We start from the raw sequence: 22741 nt of genomic DNA on the forward strand, positions 1-22741 counted from the left end.
GACCGGCCGGATGCCGGACAGCCAGACTGGCGAGAAACCAAAAAATGACCAAGACCCTGGTAATTGCAGAAAAACCCTCGGTGGCGCAGGACATCGTGCGCGCACTGACGCCCGTGGCGGGCAAGTTCGAAAAGCACGATGACCACTTCGAGAACGACCGCTATGTAGTCACCAGCGCCGTGGGCCACCTGGTGGAGATCCAGGCACCCGAGGAATTCGACGTGAAACGCGGCAAGTGGAGCTTTGCCCACCTGCCGGTGATCCCCCCGTATTTCGACCTCAAGCCGGTGGACAAGACCAAGACCCGCCTGAACGCGGTGGTCAAGCAGGCCAAGCGCAAGGACGTGACGCAACTCATCAACGCCTGTGACGCGGGTCGCGAGGGGGAGCTGATCTTTCGCCTGATCGAGCAGTACGCCGGCGGCGCCAAGCCCCTGGGCAAGCCGGTCAAGCGGCTGTGGCTGCAGTCCATGACGCCCCAGGCGATCCGCGATGGCTTCGACGCCCTGCGCAGCGAGCAGCAGATGGCGGGCCTGGCGCATGCGGCGCGCAGCCGCAGCGAGGCCGACTGGCTGGTGGGCATCAACGGCACGCGGGCCATGACGGCCTTCAACTCGCGCGATGGCGGCTTCTTCCTGACCACCGTGGGCCGGGTGCAGACGCCCACGCTGTCGCTGGTGGTGGAGCGCGAGGAAAAGATCCGCAAGTTCGTGAGCCGCGACTACTGGGAAATCCATGCCGCCTTCCAGGCCGAGGCCGGCGAGTACCCCGCCAAGTGGTTCGACCCAAAGTGGAAGAAAAACGAGGACGTGGAGATGCGCGCCGACCGCGTCTGGTCGCAGCGCGAAGCCCAGGCCATTGCCGACGCCGTGCGCGGCCAGAAGGCCAGCGTCACCGAGGAGAGCAAGCCCACCACCCAGGCATCGCCCCTGCTGTTCGACCTGACCAGCCTGCAGCGCGAGGCCAACGGCAAATTCGGCTACTCGGCCAAGACCACGCTGGCACTGGCGCAAAGCCTGTACGAGCGCCACAAGGCCCTGACCTACCCGCGTACCGATTCGCGCGCGCTGCCCGAGGACTACGTGCCCGTGGCGCGCCAGACCTTCGAGATGCTGGCCGACAGCAGCATGCGCCACCTGGCACCGCATGCGCGCACGGCGCTGACCAACAACTACGTGCGCCCCTCCAAGCGCATCTTCGACAACAGCAAGGTGAGCGATCACTTTGCCATCATCCCCACGCTGCAGGCGCCGAGCGGCCTGTCGGAAGCCGAACAGAAGCTGTACGACCTGGTGGTGCGCCGCTTCATGGCGGTGTTCTTCCCGAGCGCCGAGTACACGGTGACGACCCGCATCAGCACGGCCGTGGGCCACAGCTTCAAGACCGAGGGCAAGGTGCTGGTGCGCCCCGGCTGGCTGGCCATCTACGGCAAGGAAGCCGCCGACGAAGTGGAGGGTGGCAAGGACGGCGACAAGGGCCAGAACCTGGTGCCCGTGAAGCCCGGCGAAACGGTGCAGACCCAGCAGGTCGACCCCAAGGGCCTCAAGACCAAGCCGCCGGCGCGCTACTCCGAAGCCACGCTGCTGGGCGCCATGGAAAGCGCCGGCAAGCAGATCGATGACGAGGAACTGCGCGAGGCCATGCAGGAGAAGGGGCTGGGCACGCCTGCCACGCGCGCGGCCATCATCGAAGGCCTGCTGACCGAAAAGTACATGCTGCGCGAAGGCCGCGAGATGATCCCCACGGCCAAGGCGTTCCAGCTCATGACGCTGCTGCGCGGGCTGGAGGTGGAGGAGCTGTGCCGCGCCGACCTCACGGGCGAGTGGGAGTTCAAGCTCTCGCAGATGGAAAAGGGGCAACTGAGCCGCGAATCCTTCATGGCCGACATCGCCGCCATGACCGAGCGCATGGTCAAGAAGGCCAAGGAATACGACCGCGACACCATTCCGGGCGACTACGCCACGCTGACCACGCCCTGCCCCAACTGCGGCGGCGTGGTGAAGGAAAACTACCGCCGCTTCGCCTGCGTGGGCAAGCCCGGTGCCGAGCCTTGTGGTTTCAGCTTCGGCAAGTCGCCTGCGGGCCGCACCTTCGAGACCGCCGAGGCCGAGGCCCTGCTGCGCGACAAGAAGATCGGGCCGCTCGAAGGATTCCGCTCCAAGGCGGGCTGGCCCTTCACCTCCGAGATCGTCATCAAGTACGACGACGAAGCGCACAACTACAAGCTCGAGTTCGATTTCGGCGACGACAAGAACGCCGAGGAATCGGGCGAGCTGGTGGAGTTTGCCGATGCGTCCCTGGGCCCCTGCCCGATCTGTGGCGCAGGCGTGCACGAGCACGGCGCCAACTACGTGTGCAGCAAGGCCGTGCCCACCGCCGCCCAGCCCACGCCGAGCTGCACCTTCAAGAGCGGCAAGATCATCCTGCAGCAGCCCGTGGAGCGCGAGCAGATGCACAAGCTGCTGGAAACCGGCAAGACCGACCTGCTGGACAAGTTCGTCTCCATGCGCACGCGCCGCGCGTTCAAGGCCTTCCTGGCCTGGGACAAGGAGGCGGGCAAGGTGAACTTCGAGTTCGCGCCGAGCAAGTTCCCGCCGCGCAAGCCAGCCGCCGGTGCGTTTGCCGGCAAGACCGCCGCAGCCAAGGCACCGGCCAAGGCGGCGGCCGCGAAGAAGGCGCCCACCAAGAAGGCGGCGGCCACCAAGACCGCCACCGCCAAGGCGCCGCGCAAGGCCGCGGCCGGCGCCGCCCCCAGCGCCGCGCTGGCCGCCGTGATCGGCAGCGAGCCGGTTGCCCGGCCAGAGGCCGTGAAAAAGCTGTGGGAGTACATCAAGGCGAACAACCTGCAGGACCCCAAGGACAAGCGCACCATCGTCGCCGACGACAAGCTGCGGGCGGTGTTCGGCAAGGACAGTGCAGGCATGTTCGAGCTGGCCGGCATTCTGGGCCAGCACCTGGGCTGACGCAGCAGCATGCGCAGCGCCCGCGAACGTACCGCCTGGACCATCGCCGTGGTGCTGCTGGTGGCTGGCGCCGCCGTGGCCTGGTGGAAAGCCGACCAATGGCTGCCCCAGGCCGGGCCGTGGGTCGAAAAGACGTGGGGCAGGCTGATGCGCCCCGGAGAAGACTCCCTGCCGCCGGAAAAGAAGAACGCGCAAGGCACTGCCGCGGGCGCGCGAGGCGCTGCATCGGCGCCCGCACCCCAGCTGCGCAAGTGCGTCCAGGAGGGGCGCACGGTCTACACCGACCAGCCTTGCGCGCCCGGCGGCCAGGAGCACAAGGTGAATGGCGAAGTCACATCCTTCCCACGCTCACCGTGAGGACCGGCCCGTCAGACTACGCGGCGTTCGGTCACCAGAAAGGCCGTGATCTCCGCCAGGAAGGTCCTGGCATGGGCCATGGTGCGCTGTCCCTCAGGTGACGCAAACGCAGCCGTCAGTACCTCTGGGCTTTCGAACCACAGCTCCACGATGCCGTCAATGGGCAGATCGCCATAGCCGCAGGGCTGGCCCTTCACGCGCTCGCGTTCGGTCACCACGTTCTGGCGGTAGCCACTCACGCCGGGCATGGTGCGCACCAGGCCGGCGTGCACGCGCCATTCGCGCCTGAAATCGTCCTCGGAGATATCGGCGCGGCGGCGCAGGGTGGAGATGCGCTTGAGCAGCCGCGCGCGGGCCGCCGGGTCGGCGGGCAGGGCGATGACCTCGGTCTGCTCGGTGGTCACAATGTGCAGGCCCGAGAGGAAATGCTGTTCGTCCGCTACCAGCTCGGCGGCCAGGTTGCCTTGCCCGAAGGCAGCCTCTGCGCGCCGCTCCCCGTCGAGCCACAGCTGCGAGAAGCCGTCGAAATCCCACGGACCGCGCGCGTAGTCGATGCCGCGCTGCAGCCGGTCGGTCACCAGGTTTTGCCAATAGGCCTGCAAGCCGGGGACGCGCGCCGCCAGTGCGCCGTGGTGGTCACGCCAGTAGGCATCGAAGCGCTCGATGCTCCAGTCGGGCTGCTTCCTGATCAGGCCCATCCTCACACGGCTCGGGATGTGGTGGCTGCTCATCGTGTCTCCTTGTGGTTGTCACTGGTGAAGGACGTACCGTCCGCCTGATCGGCACGCGCACGCGCCAGGCCCGAAGCCCGCTTGGCCAGCCAGACACCGTGGCGCACGGGCCAGCGCTCGTAGCCTGGGTCGGCCCCCAGGGCGGCTGCGGCGTGGTGGGGCCAGTAGGGGTCGAGCAACGCCTCGCGGCCCAGGGCAATGAGATCGGCCTGGCCGCGGTCGAGGATGTCCTCGGCCTGCGCGGCATCGACGATCATGCCCACGGCCTGGGTCTTGACCTGGGCCTCGGCCCGGATGCGGGCGGAAAACGGCACCTGGAAGCCCAGGCCGCGTGGCACGGGCAGGGCGCGCGTCTCCTCGGTCAGGCCGCCGGAGGAGCAGTCGATCACATCGACGCCGCACTGCGCGAGTTCACGCGCCAGCACGATCGAATCCTCCACGTCCCAGCCGCCCTCGCGGCTGCCGTCCACGACCGAGAGGCGGGCGAACAGCGGCTTGTGGGCAGGCCACACGGCACGCACCCGGCGCGCGATGGTGAGGGCCAGGCGCATGCGCCCCTGCAAACTGCCGCCCCATTCGTCGCCGCGGTGGTTGGAATGGGGCGAGAGAAAGCTGGCCACCAGGTAGCCATGGCCGAAGTGCAGTTCGACCACGTCCATCCCGGCCTGGTCGGCACGCAGCGCAGCATCGGCAAAACGCTGCACGATGTCTTCGATGCCAGCCGCATCGAGCACCATGGGTGCAGACCAGCCGGGCCCGGCAGGCAAGGCGCTCGGGCCCAGGCGCTGCCAGGGCTCCGCATCGGCGGCCATCTGCGCGTCGCCCAGGGCCGCGCCTCCCTCCCACAGCGGCTGGCTACCGGATTTACGGCCGGCATGCGCCAGCTGCACACCGATGGCGCTGCCGTTGGCGTGCACGAAATCGACCACCGCCTTGAGCGGGGCGATCTGGCTGTCCTTCCACAGGCCCAGGTCAGCCGTGCCGATGCGCCCACGCGGGTCCACGGCCGTGCTTTCCGTGAGGATGAGGCCTGCGCCGCCCAGGGCGAACTTGCCCAGGTGCACCAGGTGCCAGGGCGTCGCGTGCCCGCCTTCTGCGGCGTGCTGGCACATGGGCGAGATGACGGTGCGGTTGCGCAGGGTGAGCCCGCGCAGGGCCAGGGGCTGGAACAGCAGGGGAGGTTGCGAATGGGTCATGGTCAAAGAGAAGATTCAGGGCACAGCGGGCGCCACGGCCACGTGCCGGCGCGTGCCCAGCCAGGTGCCGCCCATCACGGCGGCAAATCCCACGAGGTGCCACAGCGTGAGCTGCTCGCCCAGCAGCAGGGCGGCGAAAAGCACGCCGAACACCGGCACCCAGTACAGGAACACAGCCGTGCGCGCCACGCCAATGGCGGCAATCGCCTGGTTCCACACCACGTTGCACAGCGCCGTGGCGAAAATGCCTGAGAACAGCACCAGCGCCCACGGCCACCAGCCCGGGAACAGCGTGGCCACCGTGACGTCCGAGGGGTCCAGCGCCAGGTGCGCCACCAGCAGCACCGTGCCGATGCAGTAGCTGAGCCAGCAGATGGTGAGCGGATGGATCTGGCGCGCGAGGCGCTGCACCATGGCACCGCCGGCGGCAAAGCTCACCACCGAGCAGATGATGAGCAGGTCGCCCACGCCCGCGCTGGACAGGCCCGAGCCCGGGTGGCTGAGCACCACTGCTGCCACGCCGGCAAAGCCGAGCAGCACGCCGCAGCCGCGCTGCAGCGTGAGTGGCTCGCGAAACAGCAGCGCCGCCAGCAGGGCTGAAGCCAACGGGCTCAGCGCCATCACCAGCGCCGCATTGGTCGCCGTGGAGCGCTGCAGGCCCTGGGCGAACAACACCTGGTTGGCATACACCATAAACACCGCGCACAGCCCCATCGCCGCCCACTGGCGCCCGGTGAACCGCACGCGCGTGCAGCGCTTGACCACGACGATGGCGGTGAGCGCGACGCATGCCACCAGCATGCGCACGCAGGCCAGCATGGTGGGCTCGAACCAGGCGGTCAGCCACTTCACGGACGTGAGGTTCAGGCCCCACACAGCCATCGCGCCGATCAGGACGGCCTGCACGGCCAGGGACTGGCGGTCGTTCACGGGCATGGGTTCAGGACTCCTGCAGGCGCCAACAAAGGGGCGTCACCCGTGCCATGCACGGGCGTTGCCATGGATGCCGACCGCGCGCACACGGCGCGGCCTGGAACGGGCGGCTCAGCCTTCCAGCGATTTCCACATCTGCACGTCGCGCTCGGCCGTCCAGATGCGCGGGTCCGGGTACTGCGTGGCTTCGTCGTACGCCCGAGTCACGTCGAACGGCATGCAGTGGTTGAAGATCACCCAGTTGCCGTATTTGGGTTGCAGCTTGGCGAAGGTGGCTTCGTAGACCTTGCGCAGATCCTCGCCCTTGGCGGCACTTTCCTTGACGCTCTCGTACAGGTCGCTGATGAAAGCGCGCGTGCCGGCCAGGCCTTCCTGCACCTGCGCCGGGGTCTGCAGGGCGGCGCCCCGGCCAGGCACCAGCTTCTCGGGCTTGAGGGCCGCCAGGTTGTCCAGGGTCTGCGGCCAGTCCTTGAAATAGGCGTCTCCCGCATACGGGGTGGCACCGAATTCCACCAGGTCGCCCGAGAAGAGGATCTTTTCGTGCGGCAGCCAGGCCACCGTGTCGCCCTTGGTGTGGCCGCGGCCCAGCTGCAGGATCTGCACTTCGAGCTTTCCGAGCCACAGGGTCATCTTCCTGTTGAAGGTCATGGTCGGCCAGGTCAGGCCTTCCGGCACGCTTTCCACGTTCTGGAACAGGCGCGGGAAGCGGCCGATCTCGCTGTCCTTGTCGAACTGGCCACGCTCGACGATCAAATCGCGCGTGTCCTCACTGGCGATGATGTGCTCGGCCCCGTAGGCGCTGGCACCGAGCACGCGCACCGCGTGGTAGTGGGAGAGCAGCACGTACTTGATGGGCTTGTCCGTGACTTCTCGGATGCGGCGGATCACGTCCTGGGCCATGACGGGGGTGGCCTGGGTGTCGATCACCATCACCGCGTCGCCGCCAATGATGATGCCGGTGTTGGGGTCGCCCTCGGCGGTGTAGGCGTAGGCATGCTCGGACAGCTTGTCGAAGCTGACCTGCTTGACTTCCAGGTCGGCGGCGGAGGCGAAGGTCTTGGTGGTCATGGGGTGGGTCCTTGGTGTTCCAGATGGTGTCAATGCGTGCCCAGGTAGGCCGCCTTGACCTTGGGGTTGTTGAGCAGTTCCACGCCCGAGCCTTCGAGCGTGATGAGGCCGGTTTCGAGCACGTAGGCGCGGTCGGCCACGCCCAGGGCCTGCTTGGCCATCTGCTCGACGAGCAGGATGGTCAGCCCGGCATCGCGCAGCTGGCGGATGGCGTCGAAGATGTCCTTGATGATCAGCGGCGCCAGGCCCAGCGAGGGTTCGTCGAGCAGCAGCAGGCGCGGCCCGCTCATGAGGGCGCGGGCAATCGCCAGCATCTGCTGCTCGCCGCCCGACAGCGTTCCGGCCAGCTGGTGCTCGCGCTCCCTGAGGCGCGGAAAGCGCACGAACTCGCGCTGGATGGAAGCCTCCAGCGCCGCAGCGCCCTCGGCCCTGCGCGAGTAGGCGCCCAGCATCAGGTTCTCGCGCACGGTCTGGTCGGCGAACACGCCGCGCCCCTCTGGCGACATGGCCACGCCCAGGCCCACGCGCTGGTGCGCGGGCACCAGGGTGCAGTCCTTGCCGTCCACGAAAATGCGGCCCTCACCCACCGGCTCCAGCCCGCAGATGCTCTTGAGCAGCGTGCTCTTGCCAGCACCGTTGGCGCCGATGATGGTCACCACCTCGCCCTGGCGCACTTCCAGGCTCACGCCCTTGACCGCCTCGATGGCGCCGTAGGACACCTTGACGGATTCGATTTTCAACATGCTCATGCTCTCGGTTCAGGTGGCGGCCACGGCGTCGTCGTCAACGCCCAGGTATGCGGCGATGACACGCGGGTTGGCCTGCACCTCGGCGGGCTTGCCCTCGGCGATCTTGATGCCGTAGTCGAGCACGATCACGTGGTCCGAGATCGACATCACCAGGTCCATGTGGTGCTCCACCATCAGGATGCTCACACCGCATTGGCCGATGCGCACCAGCAACTGGCCCAGCTCGGCCGTCTCTTGCGGGTTCAGGCCGGCGGCGGGCTCGTCGAGCAGCAGCAGCTGTGGCTCGGTGGCCAGCGCGCGCGCCAGCTCCACGCGGCGCTGCAGGCCGTACGGCAGGCTGCCGGCCGGCTGGTGCGCCAGGTGCGACAGGCCCACCAGGTCGAGCAACTGGATGGCGCGCTCGCGCGTGGCCACCTCCTGGCGGCGCGCCTGGGGCAGCGACAGCAGTGAGGAGAAGAAGCCGTTGCTCATGCGGCTGTGCCGCCCCAGCATCACGTTGTCCAGCACCGACAGGTCGGCGAACAGGCGCAGGTTCTGGAAGGTGCGGCCCATGCCCAGGCAGCAGATGGTGTGCACCTGGCGGCCGACGATCTCCTGACCCAGGAAGCGGATGGAACCCTGGTCGGGATCGACCACGCCGGTCAGCATGTTGATCATGGTGCTCTTGCCCGCGCCGTTGGGCCCGATCAGCGCATGGATGTGGCCTCGCTGCAGGCGGAACGACACGTCCTGTGCGGGCTTGACGCCGCCGTAGGACTTGCTCACGCCCTGCACCACCAGCAACTCGCCGCTGCCATCGGGCCCGATGCGCGTGGGCGCTGCGCTGCCGCCAGCCACCAGGCCGGCTTTCTTCGCCTTCTGGAACCACTGGGACACCAGGCCCATGATGCCGCCCGGCATCACGTACAGCGCGAACAGCAGCAAAAAGCCGTAGAGGAAATGCTGGGCCGAGGGCCAGCGCGCGAGCAGCGCATCCACCAGCGTGAGGATCACCGTGCCCACCAGCGGGCCGTACATGGAGCCCGCGCCGCCGAACAGCACCAAGAGCAGGATGAAGATCGACAGGTGGAAGGTGATGAAATCGGAGTTGATGTACTGGTTTTGCTGCGCGACCAGGGCACCGGCGATGCCGCAGGTGACGGCCGCGACCACGAAGGCGATCACCTTGGCGCGGTAGACGCGCACGCCCACCGAGGAGGATGCGATTTCGTCCGCCTGCAGCGACAGCAGGGCGCGGCCGAAGCGGCTGCAGATCAGATTGCGCAGCAGCAGGTGGGCTGCGGCGCACAGCACGATGCCGAACCACACCCACTGAACCGAGGTGAAGGGCTGGCCGTTCCAGGTCAGCGGCTTGATGCCGTAGATGCCCTGGGCGCCGCCGAACACGTCGGTCCATTCGCCCACCAGCTTTTCCACCACGATGCCGAAGGCCAGCGTGACCATGGCGAGGTAAGGGCCCTTCACGCGCAGCGAGGGCAGCGCGATCAGCACGCCGCATACGCCCGAGATACCGGCGGCCAGCACCAGCGCCAGCCAGGGGCTCATCTCCGTGCGCGTGGTGAGCAGGGCTGCCGCATAGGCGCCGGCCGCGAACAGACCGGCCTGGCCCAGCGACTTCTGGCCGGCGTAGCCCACCAGCACGTTCATGCCGGCGGCGCACAAGTAGTACACGCACATCATGAACACGATGCGCAGGTAGTAGTCGTTGTTGAACAGCGCCGTGGCGCCGATCAGCGCTGCAGCCACCAGGGCCACCGCGACGAAGTGACGGCCCTGCTTCATACCTTCTCCACCATCTTCTTGCCGAACAGGCCCGTGGGACGGAAGGCCAGCACCAGGATCACCAGCGCGAACACCGCCACCTCGCGCCACTGCGCCTGCCAGAGGTTGACCATGGACTCGAACACGCCCAGCACGAAGCCGCCGATCACGCAGCCGCGCGGGTTGCTCAGCCCGCCGATCATGGCGCCCGAGAAGCCCTTGAGCCCCACGGTGAGCCCCATGAACAGCGAGGCCTGGGCGATGGGCGCGAGCAGAAAGCCCGACAACCCGGCCAGCGCCGAGCTGACGACGAAGGCGCCGATCATCACCGCATTGGTGTTGATGCCCATCAGGCTGGCCACGCTGCCATTGGCGGCCACGGCGCGCATGGCCTTGCCGACCATGGTGTGGTTCATCACGCGGTCGAACACCAGCATGATGACCACCGTGACGCCTAGCGTGAGCAGTTCCTGCGGGCGCACGCCCACGCCCAGAAAGCGGATCACCGCATCGCCCACCGGCGCCGGCACCACCACGGGCTTGGGCCCCCAGATGGCCAGGCCGATGCTCTGCAGGATGACGCCAAAGCCCAGGGTGCTCATCACCCAGGCCATGCCGGGCCGTCCGGCGAACGGCCGCACGCCGATGGCATACAGCAGCCAACCCAGCAGGCCCATGGCACCCAGGGCCGCCACCAGGGCCAGCAACTGTGCGCCGGCACCAGGAATGGCATCGCCGAAGGTGGTGGAGCTCACCGGCTTGCCCAGCACCAGGAAGAGTGCGCTCATGCCGATGAAGGCGCCCGCCGAGACGAACTCCCCATGCGAGAAATTGAGGGTCTTGGTGGTCGTGAATGTGATGCTGAACCCCAGCGCCACCAGCGCGTAGGCACCGCCTACCGCCAGCCCGCTGATGATCGCCTGCAAGAGCGCTTCTGTCATGTTCTGTTCCTCGGCCGGGCGCGATGGACACGGATGTCCGCCACGCCCGGCCGTTGTGGTCGTGCGTCGGGCGAAGGGGTGCTTACTGCTTGAAGTCGGCCGGCGTCAGCGAGCCGATCAGCGCATCGGTGTAGGGCAGCAGCTTGCCGTCCTTCCAGCGGATCCAGACCAGGTCCTTGGCGGTCAGCGCGTCGTGGTTGGTCTTGGTGAAGGGCTTGTCGTAGGCCTTGAGCACGCCCTGCACAGGGGTCTTGAGGTCTTCGAGCGCCAGGCGCACGGCCGAGCCTTCGGTGGTCTTGGCCTGCTTGACGGCCTCGGCGTACAGCAGCACCGAGTCATAGCCATGCAGCGCGAACGAGAACGAGCCGGGCGCCTTGAGCTTGGCACCGATGCGGTCGAACAGCTTTTGCTGCGCGGGGGTGCGCGTCTCGCTCACGGTGCGCATGAACAGCGGCTTTTCGGCCAGGGCCTTGCCGGCCGCGTCGTAGAAGGTGATGTTGTCGGCGGCCCAGGAAGTCAGCGTGAGCGGGAAGTAGTTGATCTTCTCCATGCTGCGCACCAGCTGGGCAATCGGCGTGCCCTGGGCCCAGACGACCACGGTGTCCACGCCCGCGGCCTTCATCTTGCTCAGCTGCGAGGTCATGTCCGTGTCGCCCACGCCGAAACGCTCGGTGGCAGCGGCCTTGATGCCCTGCACCTCGGCGATCTCCTGCATGTCCTTCAAGCCACCCTGGCCGTAGCCGGTGGTCTCGGCCATCAGCCCCACCACCTTGGAGGTGGCGGCGTTCTTCTTGACGTAGGCCATGAGGGCGGCGACCTGCTCGCGGTCCACCATGGAGACCCGGAACATGTAGTTGTCAGCGCCGGGGCTCATGGGCTTGGTGATGTCGGTGCCCGAGCCCACGTTGCCCAGCACGGGGATCTTCTTCTGGTTGGCGATGTGCTTCCAGGCCATGGCGTTGCCCGAGTTGGTGGGGCCGAACACGGCAACCACCTTCTCGTTGTCGATCAGCTCGCTCATGTTCTGGATGGACTTGGGCGGTGCCGAGACGTCATCGCGCGTGGTGAGCGTGAGCTTGCGGCCCAGCACGCCGCCGGCGGCGTTGATGTCGGCGATGGCCGCTTCCATGCCGATCACGGCGGCCTGGCCGCTCTGGGCCGAGGGCGAGGCGGAAAGGTCGCCGTTGTAGCCGAGCTTGATGTCCTGGGCGGACACGCCGGTCGAGATCGCGGTGATGGCGGCTGCGGCCAGAAGGCCTGCGCAAAGGCGTTTGGGTTGCATGGTGTTGTCTCCTTCTTTATGGTTGAAAGCTGCCTCGCACCCTGTGACGGGCCGGGCCAGGGGGAACTCGGTCAGACGGCGAGGAAGCCGCCGTCCACGGGCAGCGTGATGCCTGTGACATAGCGCGACATGTCGGACGCGAGGAAGATCACCGGGCCGACGAGGTCCTCGGTCTCTCCCACGCGGCCCATGGGGATGCGGGTCATGAACGACTCCAGCCGCTCGGGGTTGTCACGCGTGGCCGCCGTCATGGGCGTGGCGATGACGCCGGGCGCCAGCGCATTCACGCGCACGCCCTTGGGGGCTTGTTCGGCCGCGAGCGACTGCGTGAACATCTTGATCGCACCCTTGGAGGGCGAGTAGCCCAGGCTGCCGCCCTGGCCGGCATAGGCGGCGATGGAGGCGATGTTGATGATGGAGCCCCGGGTGGACTGGATGGCCGGCAGCCAGGCCAGGCTCACATTGAAGGTGCCGTGCACGTTGACATCGATGGTCTTCTTCCAGTTGGCGGCGGCGCGTTCGCTGCCCGTGCCTTCGCGGATGATGATGCCGGCGTTGTTCACCAGGATGTCGACGGCACCCACCTCGCTGCCCACCTGCGCGGCCAGCGCGTTGCACGCCTCGGGCACGGTCACGTCCAGCGTGTAGGCGAAGGCGTCGCCGCCTTCGGCCTTGACCAGGCGTGCCGTTTCCTCCACGGCTGCCGTGTTCATGTCGGTCACCACCACGCGCGCACCGGCCTGGGCCAGGCCGAGCGCGATCGCGCGGCCATTGCCCTGGCCAGCGCCCGTGACCAGCGCCAGCCGGCCGTTCAGCAGGCGCGGGGCCACTGCTTCTGGATACACCATAGGTCTGCTCCTTCTTCTCTGGTCTTTTTGGGGGGGCTCAGGCCGTGCGGGCCATGGGCACGGCAGCGCGGTCCTGCAGCGTCACCGATTCGCGCACGGGCACCAGGGCCTGCGCCAGTTCCATCCCGGCCACGTAGCCGAAGGTGAGCGCCGGGCCCAGGGTGATGCCGGCACCGGGGTAGTTGCCGCCCATGATGCTGGCTGCGTCATTGCCGACGGCGTACAGGCCCTTGATCGGCTGGCCCGCGGCGTTGAGCACGCGGGTCCTGTCGTCGGTCTGCAGGCCGGCAAAGGTGCCGATGTCGCCGATGACCAGCTTGATCGCGTAGTACGGCCCGTTCTCCAGCGGGGCCAGGCAGGGGTTGGGGGTGACCAGCGCATCCCCCTGGTAGCGGTTGTAGGCCTTGCTGCCCTTGCCGAACGCCGGGTCTTCGCCACGGCGCGCGGTGTCGTTGAATGCACTGACCGTGGCCTCCAGCACCGACGGCTCCACACCGATGCGTGCGGCCAGCTCGGCCACAGTATTGCCGGTCTGCAGGTAGCCGCTGCGCAGGTGGCGCCCGATGGGCAGCGGCGCGGGGGCTACGCAACCCAGGCCGTAGGCACGCAGCGCCTTGTGGTCGCACAGCAGCCAGGCGGAGACTTCCTTCTCGCCCGGGCACGCGGCGACCATGGCCTGCACGAAGTCGTGGTACGAATTGCCCTCGTTGGCAAAGCGCACGCCCTTGGGCGTCACGGCGATCACGCCGGGCTTGGCGCGGTCGATGAAGTGCGGCATCACGCCCTTGCTGCCGTCGGCCCGCGTGGTGACCGATGCCGGCACCCAGGCCGCCGCATGGGGGATGGTGCCGTCCACATAGCCGCCCACGGCCTCGGCGAGCTTGAGGCCGTCGCCGGTGTTGGATGCGGGCGAGGGCGAGTAGTGCTCCTTGCCGGTGGGCGCGTGGGGAAAGAGCTGCTTGCGCCGCTCCACGTCGTGCGGGAACCCGCCGCAAGCCAGCACCACGCCGCGCGTGGCGGTGACCTTCACGGTCTTGCCTTCATGCTGCACCAGCGCGCCGCTGACGCCGTCGTATTCCACCACCAGTTTAGTGACCGGGGAGGACAGCCACACGGGGATGTCCAGGTCCATCGCCGCCTTGGCCAGGCGGCCGGCCAGGGCGTTGCCGTTGGTCAGCGTCATGCCGCGGCCGTTGCCCATCACATCCATGGCGTGCTTGCTCAGGCGCCGCACCACGTAGGCGAACGAGGTGGGCGACTTGAAAGCCCGCATGAAGTGCTTGATCTCGGGGCCCGAGCCCAACATCATCCCGAACACCGTGAGTTCGGGCAGGGGTGGCGCCAGGTGCTTGATGCGCGGGCCGAGTTCGCGGCCATCGAAGGGGCGCGTGACCATCGACCGACCGCCGGGCTGGCCGCCCGTGGCCTCGGCGTGGTAGTCGGGGAACACGGCGGGCATGTCGAACTGCACGCAGGTGTTCTGGGTGAAGAAGTCGATGGCCTTGGGGCCGTACTCCAGGAAGGCGTCGACGCGCGCGGCGTCGAAATGGGTGGTGGCCTCGTGCTGCAGGTAGGCGCGGGCAGCGCCGGCCGGTTCCTGGATGCCCTGCTCCTTGGCCAGGCGCGTGCCCGGGATCCACAGCCAGCCGCCCGAGCGCGCGGTGGTGCCGCCGAAGCGCGCTTCCTTTTCCACCACCAGCACCTTCAGGCCCTGCGATGCCGCCGTGATGGCCGTCGCCATGCCCGAGGCACCCGTGCCCACCACCAATACATCCACCGAGATGCTGTCCTGCGTCATGCCTTGTCTCCAACGTTCGAAGTGTTTTGGCGGATTCTATCGAGCGTATGACTATTGTCAATTGATCCGTTAATATCAAATGATGCGATTCAGTCGGATGAATCTGTCTATGTCATGGAAAACCCTTATGGATACACTGGCCACCCCCCGTCTGGAACTCCCCATCATGGAAAAAAGTCGCCGTGGCATCCAATCGATCGAGATCGGAAGTGCCCTGCTGTTGCAACTCGCCCTGCACGTGCGCCCGCTGGCGCTCAAGGACCTGGCCAAGGCCAGCGGCATGACGGCGGGCAAGGCGCATCCGTACATGGTGAGTTTTCTGAAGGTGGGCTTCGTCACCCAGACCGAGGCCGGACACTACGAGCTGGGCCCGCTGGCCCTGCAGCTGGGCCTGACGCGCCTGCAGCGCATGGACCCGGTCAAGGAGGCCTCGCAACTCATCGAGGCGCTGGCCAATGACTCGGGCCAAAGCATTGCGGTGGCCGTCTGGGGCAACCTGGGGCCCACCATCGTGCGGCTGGAGGAACCCATCGAGCCCCTGCACGTGAACCTGCGCACGGGCACCGTGATGTCGCTGACCAATACGGCCACGGGCCGGCTGTTCGCGGCCTACATGCCGCCCAAGGTGGTTGAGCGCATCCTGAACGATGAACTGCAGCGCCTGGGCACGCGCAAGGATGCCAAGGGCGAACCCGCCCACGCGGAACTCGACGCCGCCCTGGCCGAGACACGCAAGAACGGCCTGTCGCGCTCGCTGGGGCAGCCGATTCCCGGCATCGACGCCCTGTGCGCGCCGGTGTTCGACTCGGCAGGCCACCTGGTGCTGGGCATCCTGGCCATGGGCCCATCGGCCAGTTTCGACAGCAGCTGGGATGGCTCGGTGGCCACGCCGCTGCGCCAGTGCGCGCTTCAGGTCTCGCAGCGCATCGGCCGCACCGCGCCACCCGTGCCGGGCTGAGCTGCGGACAGGCTACTTGCCCCCTGCTGGGGCCGGCGCACGGCGTGGGCCAGAATAGCCGCTGTTTCAGACCGACCCATTCCATGCACCTTTCCTCGCTCCGCCGCTTCGGAGTCTGCGCCGCGTACGCATTGCTGTCCTGCGCCGCTGGCGCCAAACCCTCGCCCCAGGAGTACCCGCGCCTGTCCGAGAACCTCGCGGCCTCACCGAACCTGGAAGCCCGCAAGGTACTGCATGGCGAGGTGGAAGGCCTGTTCGCGCTGCCGCGCACGCAGCAACTGGTCGCGGTGGCCGGCGGCTATCTGTGGAAGTTCAATGCGCAAGGTGAGCTGCAGGACACGCTGCGCGTGCCCGGCGGGATCCACACCTCCGGCATCGTCTTCACGCCCCACTACTACAGCGACTGGGTGTACAGCGGCGACCGGCGGCGCAAACCGTATGCCCCCACCGTGGATGGCAACCGCCTCTCGCAGGCCGAACTGTTCGCCGAGCTCGACCGCGCCGAGCACGTGGAGTTCGGCCGCAATGACACCAGCGCCTGGGCCTACCTGCTGTCGGGCGGCAAGGCGTGGATCCTGGACATCACGCGCCAGCGCGACAAGGTGGACACCTATTGCCGGCAGCGCACCCATTCGGCCGAGAAGCTGGGCTGGGATGCCACCTGCCTTGGCGGCTACCACCCTGCCCGCAAGGGCTGGACGGAGATCGAACCCGGGGACTTCGACAGCACCGGGCAAGACATCCCGCGCGTGAAAGTGGTGGACTTCGACCGCCGCCGCCTGCACCTGGAGGAGGGCCTGAGCGGGCAGTTGCTCGGAGCCACCGTGGGCGTGGCCCTCAAGGCCCTGGGCGTGCCTGGCAACCTGCCCAGCCGCTACTGGTTCGGCGATGCCCATACCCAGCTGCGCGTGGGCAGGGAGGTGCTCAAGTTCAAGGCCTTCATTCCCAAGGAAGATGGGCAGTTCCGCTTTCCCAACATGGCGTGGTGGGATCCGTCGCCCATGCTGCCGGGCGCGAACCCCTGGTTCACCGTGCACCCGCGCAGCTACCTGCATAACCCCGGCGAAGAGGCGCTGCTGCGGCACTACGAGAAGGATATCGGCCTGTACGTGGTGCGCCCGCGCGGCGCGGCGCCAGGCCAGGCCACGGGCCGGGGGCCAGGCGCGTGGCGCCCGGTGTTCACCGGGCCATCGACCCACTCGTACGCCGTGAGCGCCAATGTGGAGTTTGCTGCCGCGCGGCCCGGCGAAGCGGCCGCCCCCGCCGCGCACACCTGGCTGCGCAGCCCCGGCGAGCGCAAGCGCCACGAGGGCATGGGGCCGCAGATCCCCGTGCAGGCGCTGTGGCCCGCCCTGCAGGCCGTGCCTTCGGCACTGACGCTGCATTGGCGCACATCCTCCGAGGAGGAAGACACGCAGCTGCGCATCGACCTGCCTGCGGGCGAGACCCGCGCGGCCTTCGAGCGGCTGCAGGGCGGCAAGGGCCCGCTGGAGCTGGCGGTGCAGGTGCCCGACCTGGAAGGCCCCACGCTGGGGATGTCGGTGCTGCTGCGCAGCGGCAACCTGCAGCAGGCGCTGCCTGGGGCCCGCATGGCCTACGTGGGCAATCCGGCACGGCCCGCATCCGCGCGCAAGGCATCGGTGCAGGCGCTCAGGGATGCGAACGCCGCCGCCCAGCGCTCGCCCGGCGCACTGCCCGCGTTCCTGCAGATCGCGCAGGACCTGGCGCAGGATCTGCAGCGCGTGCAGGGCGATGCCTCGGACATCACCCATGCGTATGCGCAGCTGATCAACCACTTCAATGGCCGGGAGGATTTCGGCGCGTCCTCGCAGCTGGTGCGCCACTACCTGGCCCAGGTCTACCCGTCCATGGGCAAGTACCAGCGCGACGACAAGCAGGTCTACAACGTCGGCGTGATCGCCAGCCAGACCCTGGCCTTCGCCATGCGCACCAACGAACGCGACCTGGCCGAAGCCGTCATGGCGACCCTGGTCGGGCCGGGCTTCGACCCGGCCGTGCAGACCAACGGGACGCTGATGTACAACCTGTCGTGCTACTACGCGCTCACCGGCGACAAGGCGCGCATGCTGGAGGCCATCGCCAACGCCCGCCGCCTGGGCAAGCCGCCCGCGCAGTTCCTGCGGGACACGGATTTCGACCGATATCGGCAGGATGCGGAGTTCCTGCAGACCGTCAACGCGCCGACCTGAGAAGCTGTTCTATCGCATCTCATACGGATTTGCATTCGATCGTAAAACTAGGCGGGAGCCGCAGACAGTGCTGTAGCACGGCAAGGCGAACCAACGACGTTATACGGTTGAAGGCAAATCCGTATCAGTGGGCCGGCGCGAGGTGCAGCCGCGCCGCATCCACCTGCGCATTCACGCGTTCGGCCAAGGCCATGTCGCCCGGGGTCTCGGGCGAGAACTTGTCCACCGCACGGGGTGCGCTGTCTTCATCGAGCGCCGCATAGACGGCTACGCAATGGGTGACCTGGCGCAGCTCTTTTTCCTGGATGCCGCCGCTGCGCACCTCGACCAGCATGTTCATGCTGGTCTCGCCCGTGTGGGCCAGGCTGGCCTGCACCTCCACCAGGTCGCCCGGGTGGATGGGCCGGTCGAAGCTGGCACTGCCCATGAATGCCGTCACGCACGTCCCACCGGCCCAGGAGCAGGCGCAGGCGAAACCCGCCTCGTCCATCCAGCGCAGCACGGTGCCGCCGTGGATGCGGCCGGATGCCGAAGGGGCGGTGTGCGACGCCAGAAAACGCAGGGTGATGGAATGCATGCGGAACTCTCCTCGGAAGGTGCCCCGGTATATCCCATTTACCGCCAGATGCCCTGTAGGAACGCACCGCCACCCACCGAACGGCCGTGTTGGGGCGACCTGCGGTGCAGCGCAGCGAATCTGGCATGTCGCTTGCTGAAAGGCAGGCGTTCCTCCCCTGTTCCCTGACCCGGCCCCGCGCCGGGCCCGCAACCTCGCGCATGCACCGGCTGCCGCTTTCGCCATGACCTCCCTGAACCGTCTGAACTTGCTCCAGAAGTTTCTGATCCTCGGGCTGATCGCGCTGGCGATGACGGCGCTGCCCACCTTCATGTACATGCGCGATGCGCTGCAGGACATGGCCACGGCGCGCCAGGAGGCGCGGGGTGCGCCGCCCTTGCTGGCGCTCAACAAGGTCGTGCAGGGCATGCAGGTGCACCGGGGTCTTTCGGCCAGCATGCTCGGCGGCAACGAGGCCCTGGCCGCCCGCCGGCCTGCGGCGCGCGAGGCGGTGGAAAAAGCCCTGGCCGACGTGGCCACCCGCTTCGCCGAGGCGGGCGTGCCAGCGGCCGACGAAGCCACCTGGAAGCAGCTGCGCCAGACCTGGCAGGCCCTGGAGCAGGCAGTCGCCGCGCGCAGCCTGCAGCCGGCCCAGAGCACGGCGCAGCACACCCAGCTCATCGCCGCGGTGATGCGCCTGAACGAGACCTTGCTGCACCACTACGGCCTGGCGCTCGACCCCGGGCAGGACACAAGCGCCCTCGTACAGGCCTCGCTGGTGCATGTGCCCATGCTCGGCGAAAAGCTCGGCGTGATGCGCGCCCAGGGTTCTGCCGCACTGAGCGGCAAGGCCCTGGCGCCCGAAGGCAAGGGCGGCCTGATGGCATTTCAGCAGCGCGTGGTGGAACTGCAGGGCGACACGCTGCGCAGCCTGGAGCGCGCCATGGTGCACAACCCGGTCTTCCGCCAGGCGCTGGGCGGCCCGGCGCAGGCGGTGAACACCCAGGTTCAGCAGGCACTGCAGCGCGCCGACAGGGAGGTCATCGGCGCGGCCGAGCTCTCTGCGCCGGCCTCGGACTACTTCGACGAATTCACCCGCACCATCGACGCGCTGTATGCGCTCAATGCCCAGGCCATGGACCTGCTCAACGGCGCGCTGCAGGAGCGGGTCTCGGGCCTGCAGCGCCAGTTGCTGTGGCAGCTCGGCCTGCTGGCCGTGGCCCTGGCGGTGGCGGTGGCACTGGGACGCACCTTCGTGCGCTCGATCACCGTGCCGCTGGCGCAGGCGGTACAGCTGTCCAATGCAGTGGCCCAGGGCGACTTGCGCGGCACGGCCACGGCCCACGGCACGGACGAGGTCGGCCAGCTCATGGCGGCCCTGGTGCAGATGCGCCGCCAGTTGACCGACGTGGTGAGCCAGGTGCGCGGCGGATCCGAAGGCGTGGCCACGGCCAGTGCCCAGATTGCGCAGGGCAACAATGACCTCTCGGCGCGCACCGAGAGCCAGGCCAGCGCGCTCGAAGAAACCGCAGCCTCGATGGAAGAGCTGAGCTCGACGGTGCGCCAGAATGCGGACAGCGCACGCCAGGCCAGTGCACTGGCCGGCAATGCGCGCACCATTGCAGTGCAAAGCGGCGATGTGGTCACCCAGGTGGTGCAGACCATGCAGGACATCAGCGCCTCGTCGAAGAAGATCGCCGACATCATCGGCGTGATCGATGGCATTGCCTTCCAGACCAACATCCTGGCGCTCAATGCTGCAGTGGAAGCAGCACGCGCGGGTGAGCAGGGCCGGGGCTTTGCGGTGGTGGCCAGCGAGGTGCGCAGCCTGGCCGGGCGCAGCGCCGAGGCGGCGCGCGAGATCCGCACGCTGATCCACGCCAGCGTCGAGCGTGTGGAGCAGGGCAACCTGCTGGTGGAGCGCGCCGGCGGCACCATGCACGAGGTGGTGGCCGCCATCGGCCGGGTGAACGACATCATGGGCGAGATCAGCGCCGCCAGCCACGAACAGTCGCTGGGCGTGGCCCAGGTGGGCGAGGCCGTGACGCAGATGGACCAGGCCACGCAGCAGAACGCGGCCCTGGTCGAGGAGATGGCAGCGGCGGCAAGCAGCCTGCAAGGCCAGGCCGAAGAGCTGGTGCAGGTGGTGTCGGTGTTCCGCGTCGGGGAGACAGCCCCGGCGTCCGCACCGCGGCTGCGCTGATTCCCCAATCTACGTCGGGCGCGCCAGCACCAGCCGCGCGCGCAGGCCGGCACCCGGAGCGCTGTGCAGCTCCAGCGCGCCACCATGCGCGCGTGCCACGCGCTCGGCAATGGCCAGGCCCAGCCCGGCCCCCGGAATGCCTGCACGTGCGCCGCCACCGCCGCGCACGAAAGGCTGGCGCATGCGCTCCAGCTCGGCGGGAGGGATGCCGGGGCCATGGTCCGCCACCTCGATCCACACGCCAGCCGCACCGGCGCCCGTTCTCAGCACCACGGGCGCAGCGCCATGGCGCCAGGCGTTCTCGACCAGGTTGTCCACGGCACGCCGCAGCGCTTGTATATGCACGGGCACCGCTGGCGTTGATCCCGGCTCCAGCCGCACCGCGCGGCCATGGTCGGCCTGCGCCTCGGCCACGGCCCGGGCCAGTTCATCGAGCGAGGCGGCCACGGGGGCCTCGCCGTCGCCCAGGCGCGCGAAGTCGAGGAACTGGCCGACGATGGCATCCATCTCTTCGATGCTGCGCGCCATGCTGGCGGCCAGCGGCGCGTCCACATGCGCCTGGGCGATCTCCACCCCCAGGCGCAGTTTGGTCAAAGGGGTGCGCAGATCGTGCGACACGCCGGCCAACATCAGCGCGCGCTCGCGATCGGCGTCGGCCAGGCTGCGCGCCATCTGGTTGAAGCTGCGCGCCACGGTGGCGATCTCCTGGGGCCCATCTTCCGGCAGAGCGGCGGGCGCCTGGCCCTGTGCCAGGTGCTGCGCCGCAGTGACCACCCGGGCCAGCGGCCGATTCAGATGGCGCTGCAGCCACCAGGCCCCGAGCAGGGCCAGCAGCACGCCGGCAACCGTGGCCAGGAGCCAGGCACCGGTGAACTCGCGCGTGGGGAACACGCTGGGCAGACTGAGCCAGTAGTCGGTGCCGCCATGCGCCACGCGCAGCGCCAGCGTGCCCGCACCATCGCGGCGCCAGCGCGGCCCACCGGCCACGCTGGCCTCGGCCAGGTCCAAGCGCCGCGCCACCGCCTGCACGAAGCGCTGCTCCAGCGGCGACAGCAGGGCGCGCCGGCGCGGGGACGGCGGCTCGTCGGACTCCAGAACAGCCTGGGCCGCCTGGCGGTTGAAGGCCTCGACAAAGGCGGCGCGCTGTGCGGGCGGCAGCACGTCCAGCCCGGCGCGTAGAGCGGCCACATTGCGCGCCACTCCGTCGGCCACCTGGGCCACGCGCGGCTGCAAAATCATCTGGCGCACCAGCACCACAGCGCACAGCTGGCTAGCCACCACCAGCGCCGTGATGAGCAGCAGGTTGCGCCCCAGCAGGCTGCGCGGCCACCAGCCCTGCGCAGGCGCCGTGGCGGTCATGCATTGCCCCCGGTCGGCGCCGCACCGTCCGGCATGAAGACATAGCCCACGCCCCAGACGGTGCGGATGTGGCGCGGCTGCGCCGCATCGGTCTCGATGAGCTTGCGCAGGCGCATCACCTGCACGTCGATGCTGCGGTCGGTGGCCTCGTGGTCGGGCCCGTAGGCCAGGGCCATCAGCCGGTCGCGCCCGAGCGGGCGGCGCGGCTGCTGGGCCAGGGTCTGCAGCAGGGCGAACTCACCGCTGGTCAGGGGCACGTCCTGGCCGTCGCGGGTCAACCGGCGCTCATCCACCCACAGCGTGAAATCGCCAAACCGGATGCTGCCGCCAGCCTGCAGCGGGCCGGTGTGCGCGCCCAGCATGCGCTGGCGGCGCACCATGGCCTGCACGCGGGCCAGCAACTCGCGCGGGTTGAAGGGCTTGGGCAGGTAGTCGTCGGCACCCATCTCCAGGCCGATGATGCGGTCCACCGGGTCGCCGCGCGCCGTGAGCATGAGGATGGGAATGGTCTCGCCCTGCGCGCGCAGGCGCCGGCAGATGGACAGGCCGTCCTCGCCCGGCATCATCACATCGAGCACCAGCACGTCGAAACGCTCGCGCGCCAGCAGCGCGTCGAGCGGGCCGGCGCCATCGACCGTGCGCACGGCATAGCCCTGGTCGCTGAGATAGCGCTGCAGCAGGGCGCGCAGGTCGGGCTCGTCATCGGCCACCAGGATACGGGCCAGGGCTTCGGTCATAGGGGAGGGCGTGCAACTCAGGATGGGGCAATGGTAGGGCGCAAGGCCCTGCCGCAGGCCACTTCGTCATGCTTTGTCATACATCGGCCCA

Annotated in this window: 18 protein-coding genes; 5 read left to right on the forward strand and 13 right to left on the reverse strand. The window is 68.4% G+C overall.

The window, feature by feature from the left end:
- Window positions 1-44: 44 nt before the first annotated feature.
- Window positions 45-2963, forward strand: coding sequence for a DNA topoisomerase III (locus ACSQ3Y_RS00905; RefSeq protein WP_436176132.1), 2919 nt, complete (start codon window positions 45-47; stop codon window positions 2961-2963).
- A 9-nt stretch (window positions 2964-2972) separates the two neighbouring features.
- Window positions 2973-3320, forward strand: coding sequence for a hypothetical protein (locus tag ACSQ3Y_RS00910; protein ID WP_057200591.1), 348 nt, complete (start codon window positions 2973-2975; stop codon window positions 3318-3320).
- Between the two features lie 11 nt (window positions 3321-3331).
- On the opposite strand, the gene ACSQ3Y_RS00915 is transcribed toward ACSQ3Y_RS00910, so the two are convergent.
- The 10 genes from ACSQ3Y_RS00915 to ACSQ3Y_RS00960 form a co-directional block, all read right to left on the reverse strand.
- Window positions 3332-4051, reverse strand: a complete 720-nt coding sequence (locus ACSQ3Y_RS00915; RefSeq protein WP_057200590.1) for an EthD domain-containing protein — start codon at window positions 4049-4051, stop codon at window positions 3332-3334.
- Window positions 4048-5247, reverse strand: a complete 1200-nt coding sequence (locus tag ACSQ3Y_RS00920) for an NADH:flavin oxidoreductase/NADH oxidase (RefSeq protein WP_436176133.1) — start codon at window positions 5245-5247, stop codon at window positions 4048-4050. The genes ACSQ3Y_RS00915 and ACSQ3Y_RS00920 overlap by 4 nt, the downstream gene beginning before the upstream one ends.
- 15 nt (window positions 5248-5262) lie before the next feature.
- The gene (locus ACSQ3Y_RS00925) at window positions 5263-6183 is read right to left on the reverse strand and encodes a DMT family transporter (protein ID WP_436176134.1); all 921 of its coding nucleotides are present in this window, start codon (window positions 6181-6183) and stop codon (window positions 5263-5265) included.
- 108 nt (window positions 6184-6291) lie between these two features.
- On the reverse strand, window positions 6292-7248 hold the full coding sequence (locus ACSQ3Y_RS00930; protein ID WP_436176135.1) for an MBL fold metallo-hydrolase: 957 nt from the start codon (window positions 7246-7248) through the stop codon (window positions 6292-6294).
- A gap of 29 nt (window positions 7249-7277) precedes the next feature.
- Window positions 7278-7991, reverse strand: coding sequence for an ABC transporter ATP-binding protein (locus ACSQ3Y_RS00935; protein WP_436176136.1), 714 nt, complete (start codon window positions 7989-7991; stop codon window positions 7278-7280).
- Between the two features lie 15 nt (window positions 7992-8006).
- Window positions 8007-9779, reverse strand: coding sequence for a branched-chain amino acid ABC transporter ATP-binding protein/permease (locus tag ACSQ3Y_RS00940; RefSeq protein WP_436176137.1), 1773 nt, complete (start codon window positions 9777-9779; stop codon window positions 8007-8009).
- On the reverse strand, window positions 9776-10699 hold the full coding sequence (locus tag ACSQ3Y_RS00945; RefSeq protein WP_436176138.1) for a branched-chain amino acid ABC transporter permease: 924 nt from the start codon (window positions 10697-10699) through the stop codon (window positions 9776-9778). The genes ACSQ3Y_RS00940 and ACSQ3Y_RS00945 overlap by 4 nt, the downstream gene beginning before the upstream one ends.
- 82 nt (window positions 10700-10781) lie before the next feature.
- Window positions 10782-11981, reverse strand: coding sequence for an ABC transporter substrate-binding protein (locus tag ACSQ3Y_RS00950; protein WP_436176139.1), 1200 nt, complete (start codon window positions 11979-11981; stop codon window positions 10782-10784).
- 71 nt (window positions 11982-12052) lie between these two features.
- Window positions 12053-12829 (reverse strand): SDR family NAD(P)-dependent oxidoreductase, encoded by a 777-nt coding sequence (locus ACSQ3Y_RS00955; RefSeq protein WP_436176140.1) that lies wholly within the window; start codon window positions 12827-12829, stop codon window positions 12053-12055.
- A gap of 37 nt (window positions 12830-12866) precedes the next feature.
- Window positions 12867-14627, reverse strand: a complete 1761-nt coding sequence (locus ACSQ3Y_RS00960) for an FAD-dependent oxidoreductase (RefSeq protein WP_436176141.1) — start codon at window positions 14625-14627, stop codon at window positions 12867-12869.
- Between the two features lie 166 nt (window positions 14628-14793).
- Here ACSQ3Y_RS00960 and ACSQ3Y_RS00965 point away from each other — a divergent pair, with 166 nt between their 5' ends.
- On the forward strand, window positions 14794-15585 hold the full coding sequence (locus ACSQ3Y_RS00965) for an IclR family transcriptional regulator (RefSeq protein WP_436180069.1): 792 nt from the start codon (window positions 14794-14796) through the stop codon (window positions 15583-15585).
- An 83-nt stretch (window positions 15586-15668) separates the two neighbouring features.
- Window positions 15669-17795 carry a TPR end-of-group domain-containing protein gene (locus ACSQ3Y_RS00970; RefSeq protein WP_436176142.1) on the forward strand — a complete coding sequence of 709 codons (2127 nt, stop codon included), beginning with the start codon at window positions 15669-15671 and terminating at the stop codon, window positions 17793-17795.
- Window positions 17796-17919: 124 nt separating this feature from the next.
- Here the strand turns inward: ACSQ3Y_RS00970 and ACSQ3Y_RS00975 are convergent, their stop codons facing one another.
- Window positions 17920-18372, reverse strand: a complete 453-nt coding sequence (locus tag ACSQ3Y_RS00975) for an acyl-CoA thioesterase (protein ID WP_436176143.1) — start codon at window positions 18370-18372, stop codon at window positions 17920-17922.
- 223 nt (window positions 18373-18595) lie between these two features.
- On the opposite strand from ACSQ3Y_RS00975, the gene ACSQ3Y_RS00980 reads away from it, so the two are divergent.
- Window positions 18596-20554, forward strand: a complete 1959-nt coding sequence (locus tag ACSQ3Y_RS00980) for a methyl-accepting chemotaxis protein (protein WP_436176144.1) — start codon at window positions 18596-18598, stop codon at window positions 20552-20554.
- 9 nt (window positions 20555-20563) lie between these two features.
- Here the strand turns inward: ACSQ3Y_RS00980 and ACSQ3Y_RS00985 are convergent, their stop codons facing one another.
- Window positions 20564-21913: an ATP-binding protein gene (locus tag ACSQ3Y_RS00985; RefSeq protein WP_436176145.1), complete on the reverse strand. Its 1350-nt coding sequence runs from the start codon at window positions 21911-21913 to the stop codon at window positions 20564-20566.
- Entirely contained in the window at window positions 21910-22650 is a 741-nt protein-coding gene (gene ompR, locus ACSQ3Y_RS00990) for an osmolarity response regulator transcription factor OmpR (protein ID WP_428003079.1), read from the reverse strand. Before ompR ends, ACSQ3Y_RS00985 begins: the two co-directional genes overlap by 4 nt.
- Between the last annotated feature and the right edge of the window lie 91 nt (window positions 22651-22741).

This window comes from Acidovorax sp. LjRoot66, from assembly GCF_964253305.1.
In the GTDB taxonomy this organism is placed as follows: domain Bacteria; phylum Pseudomonadota; class Gammaproteobacteria; order Burkholderiales; family Burkholderiaceae_C; genus Acidovorax.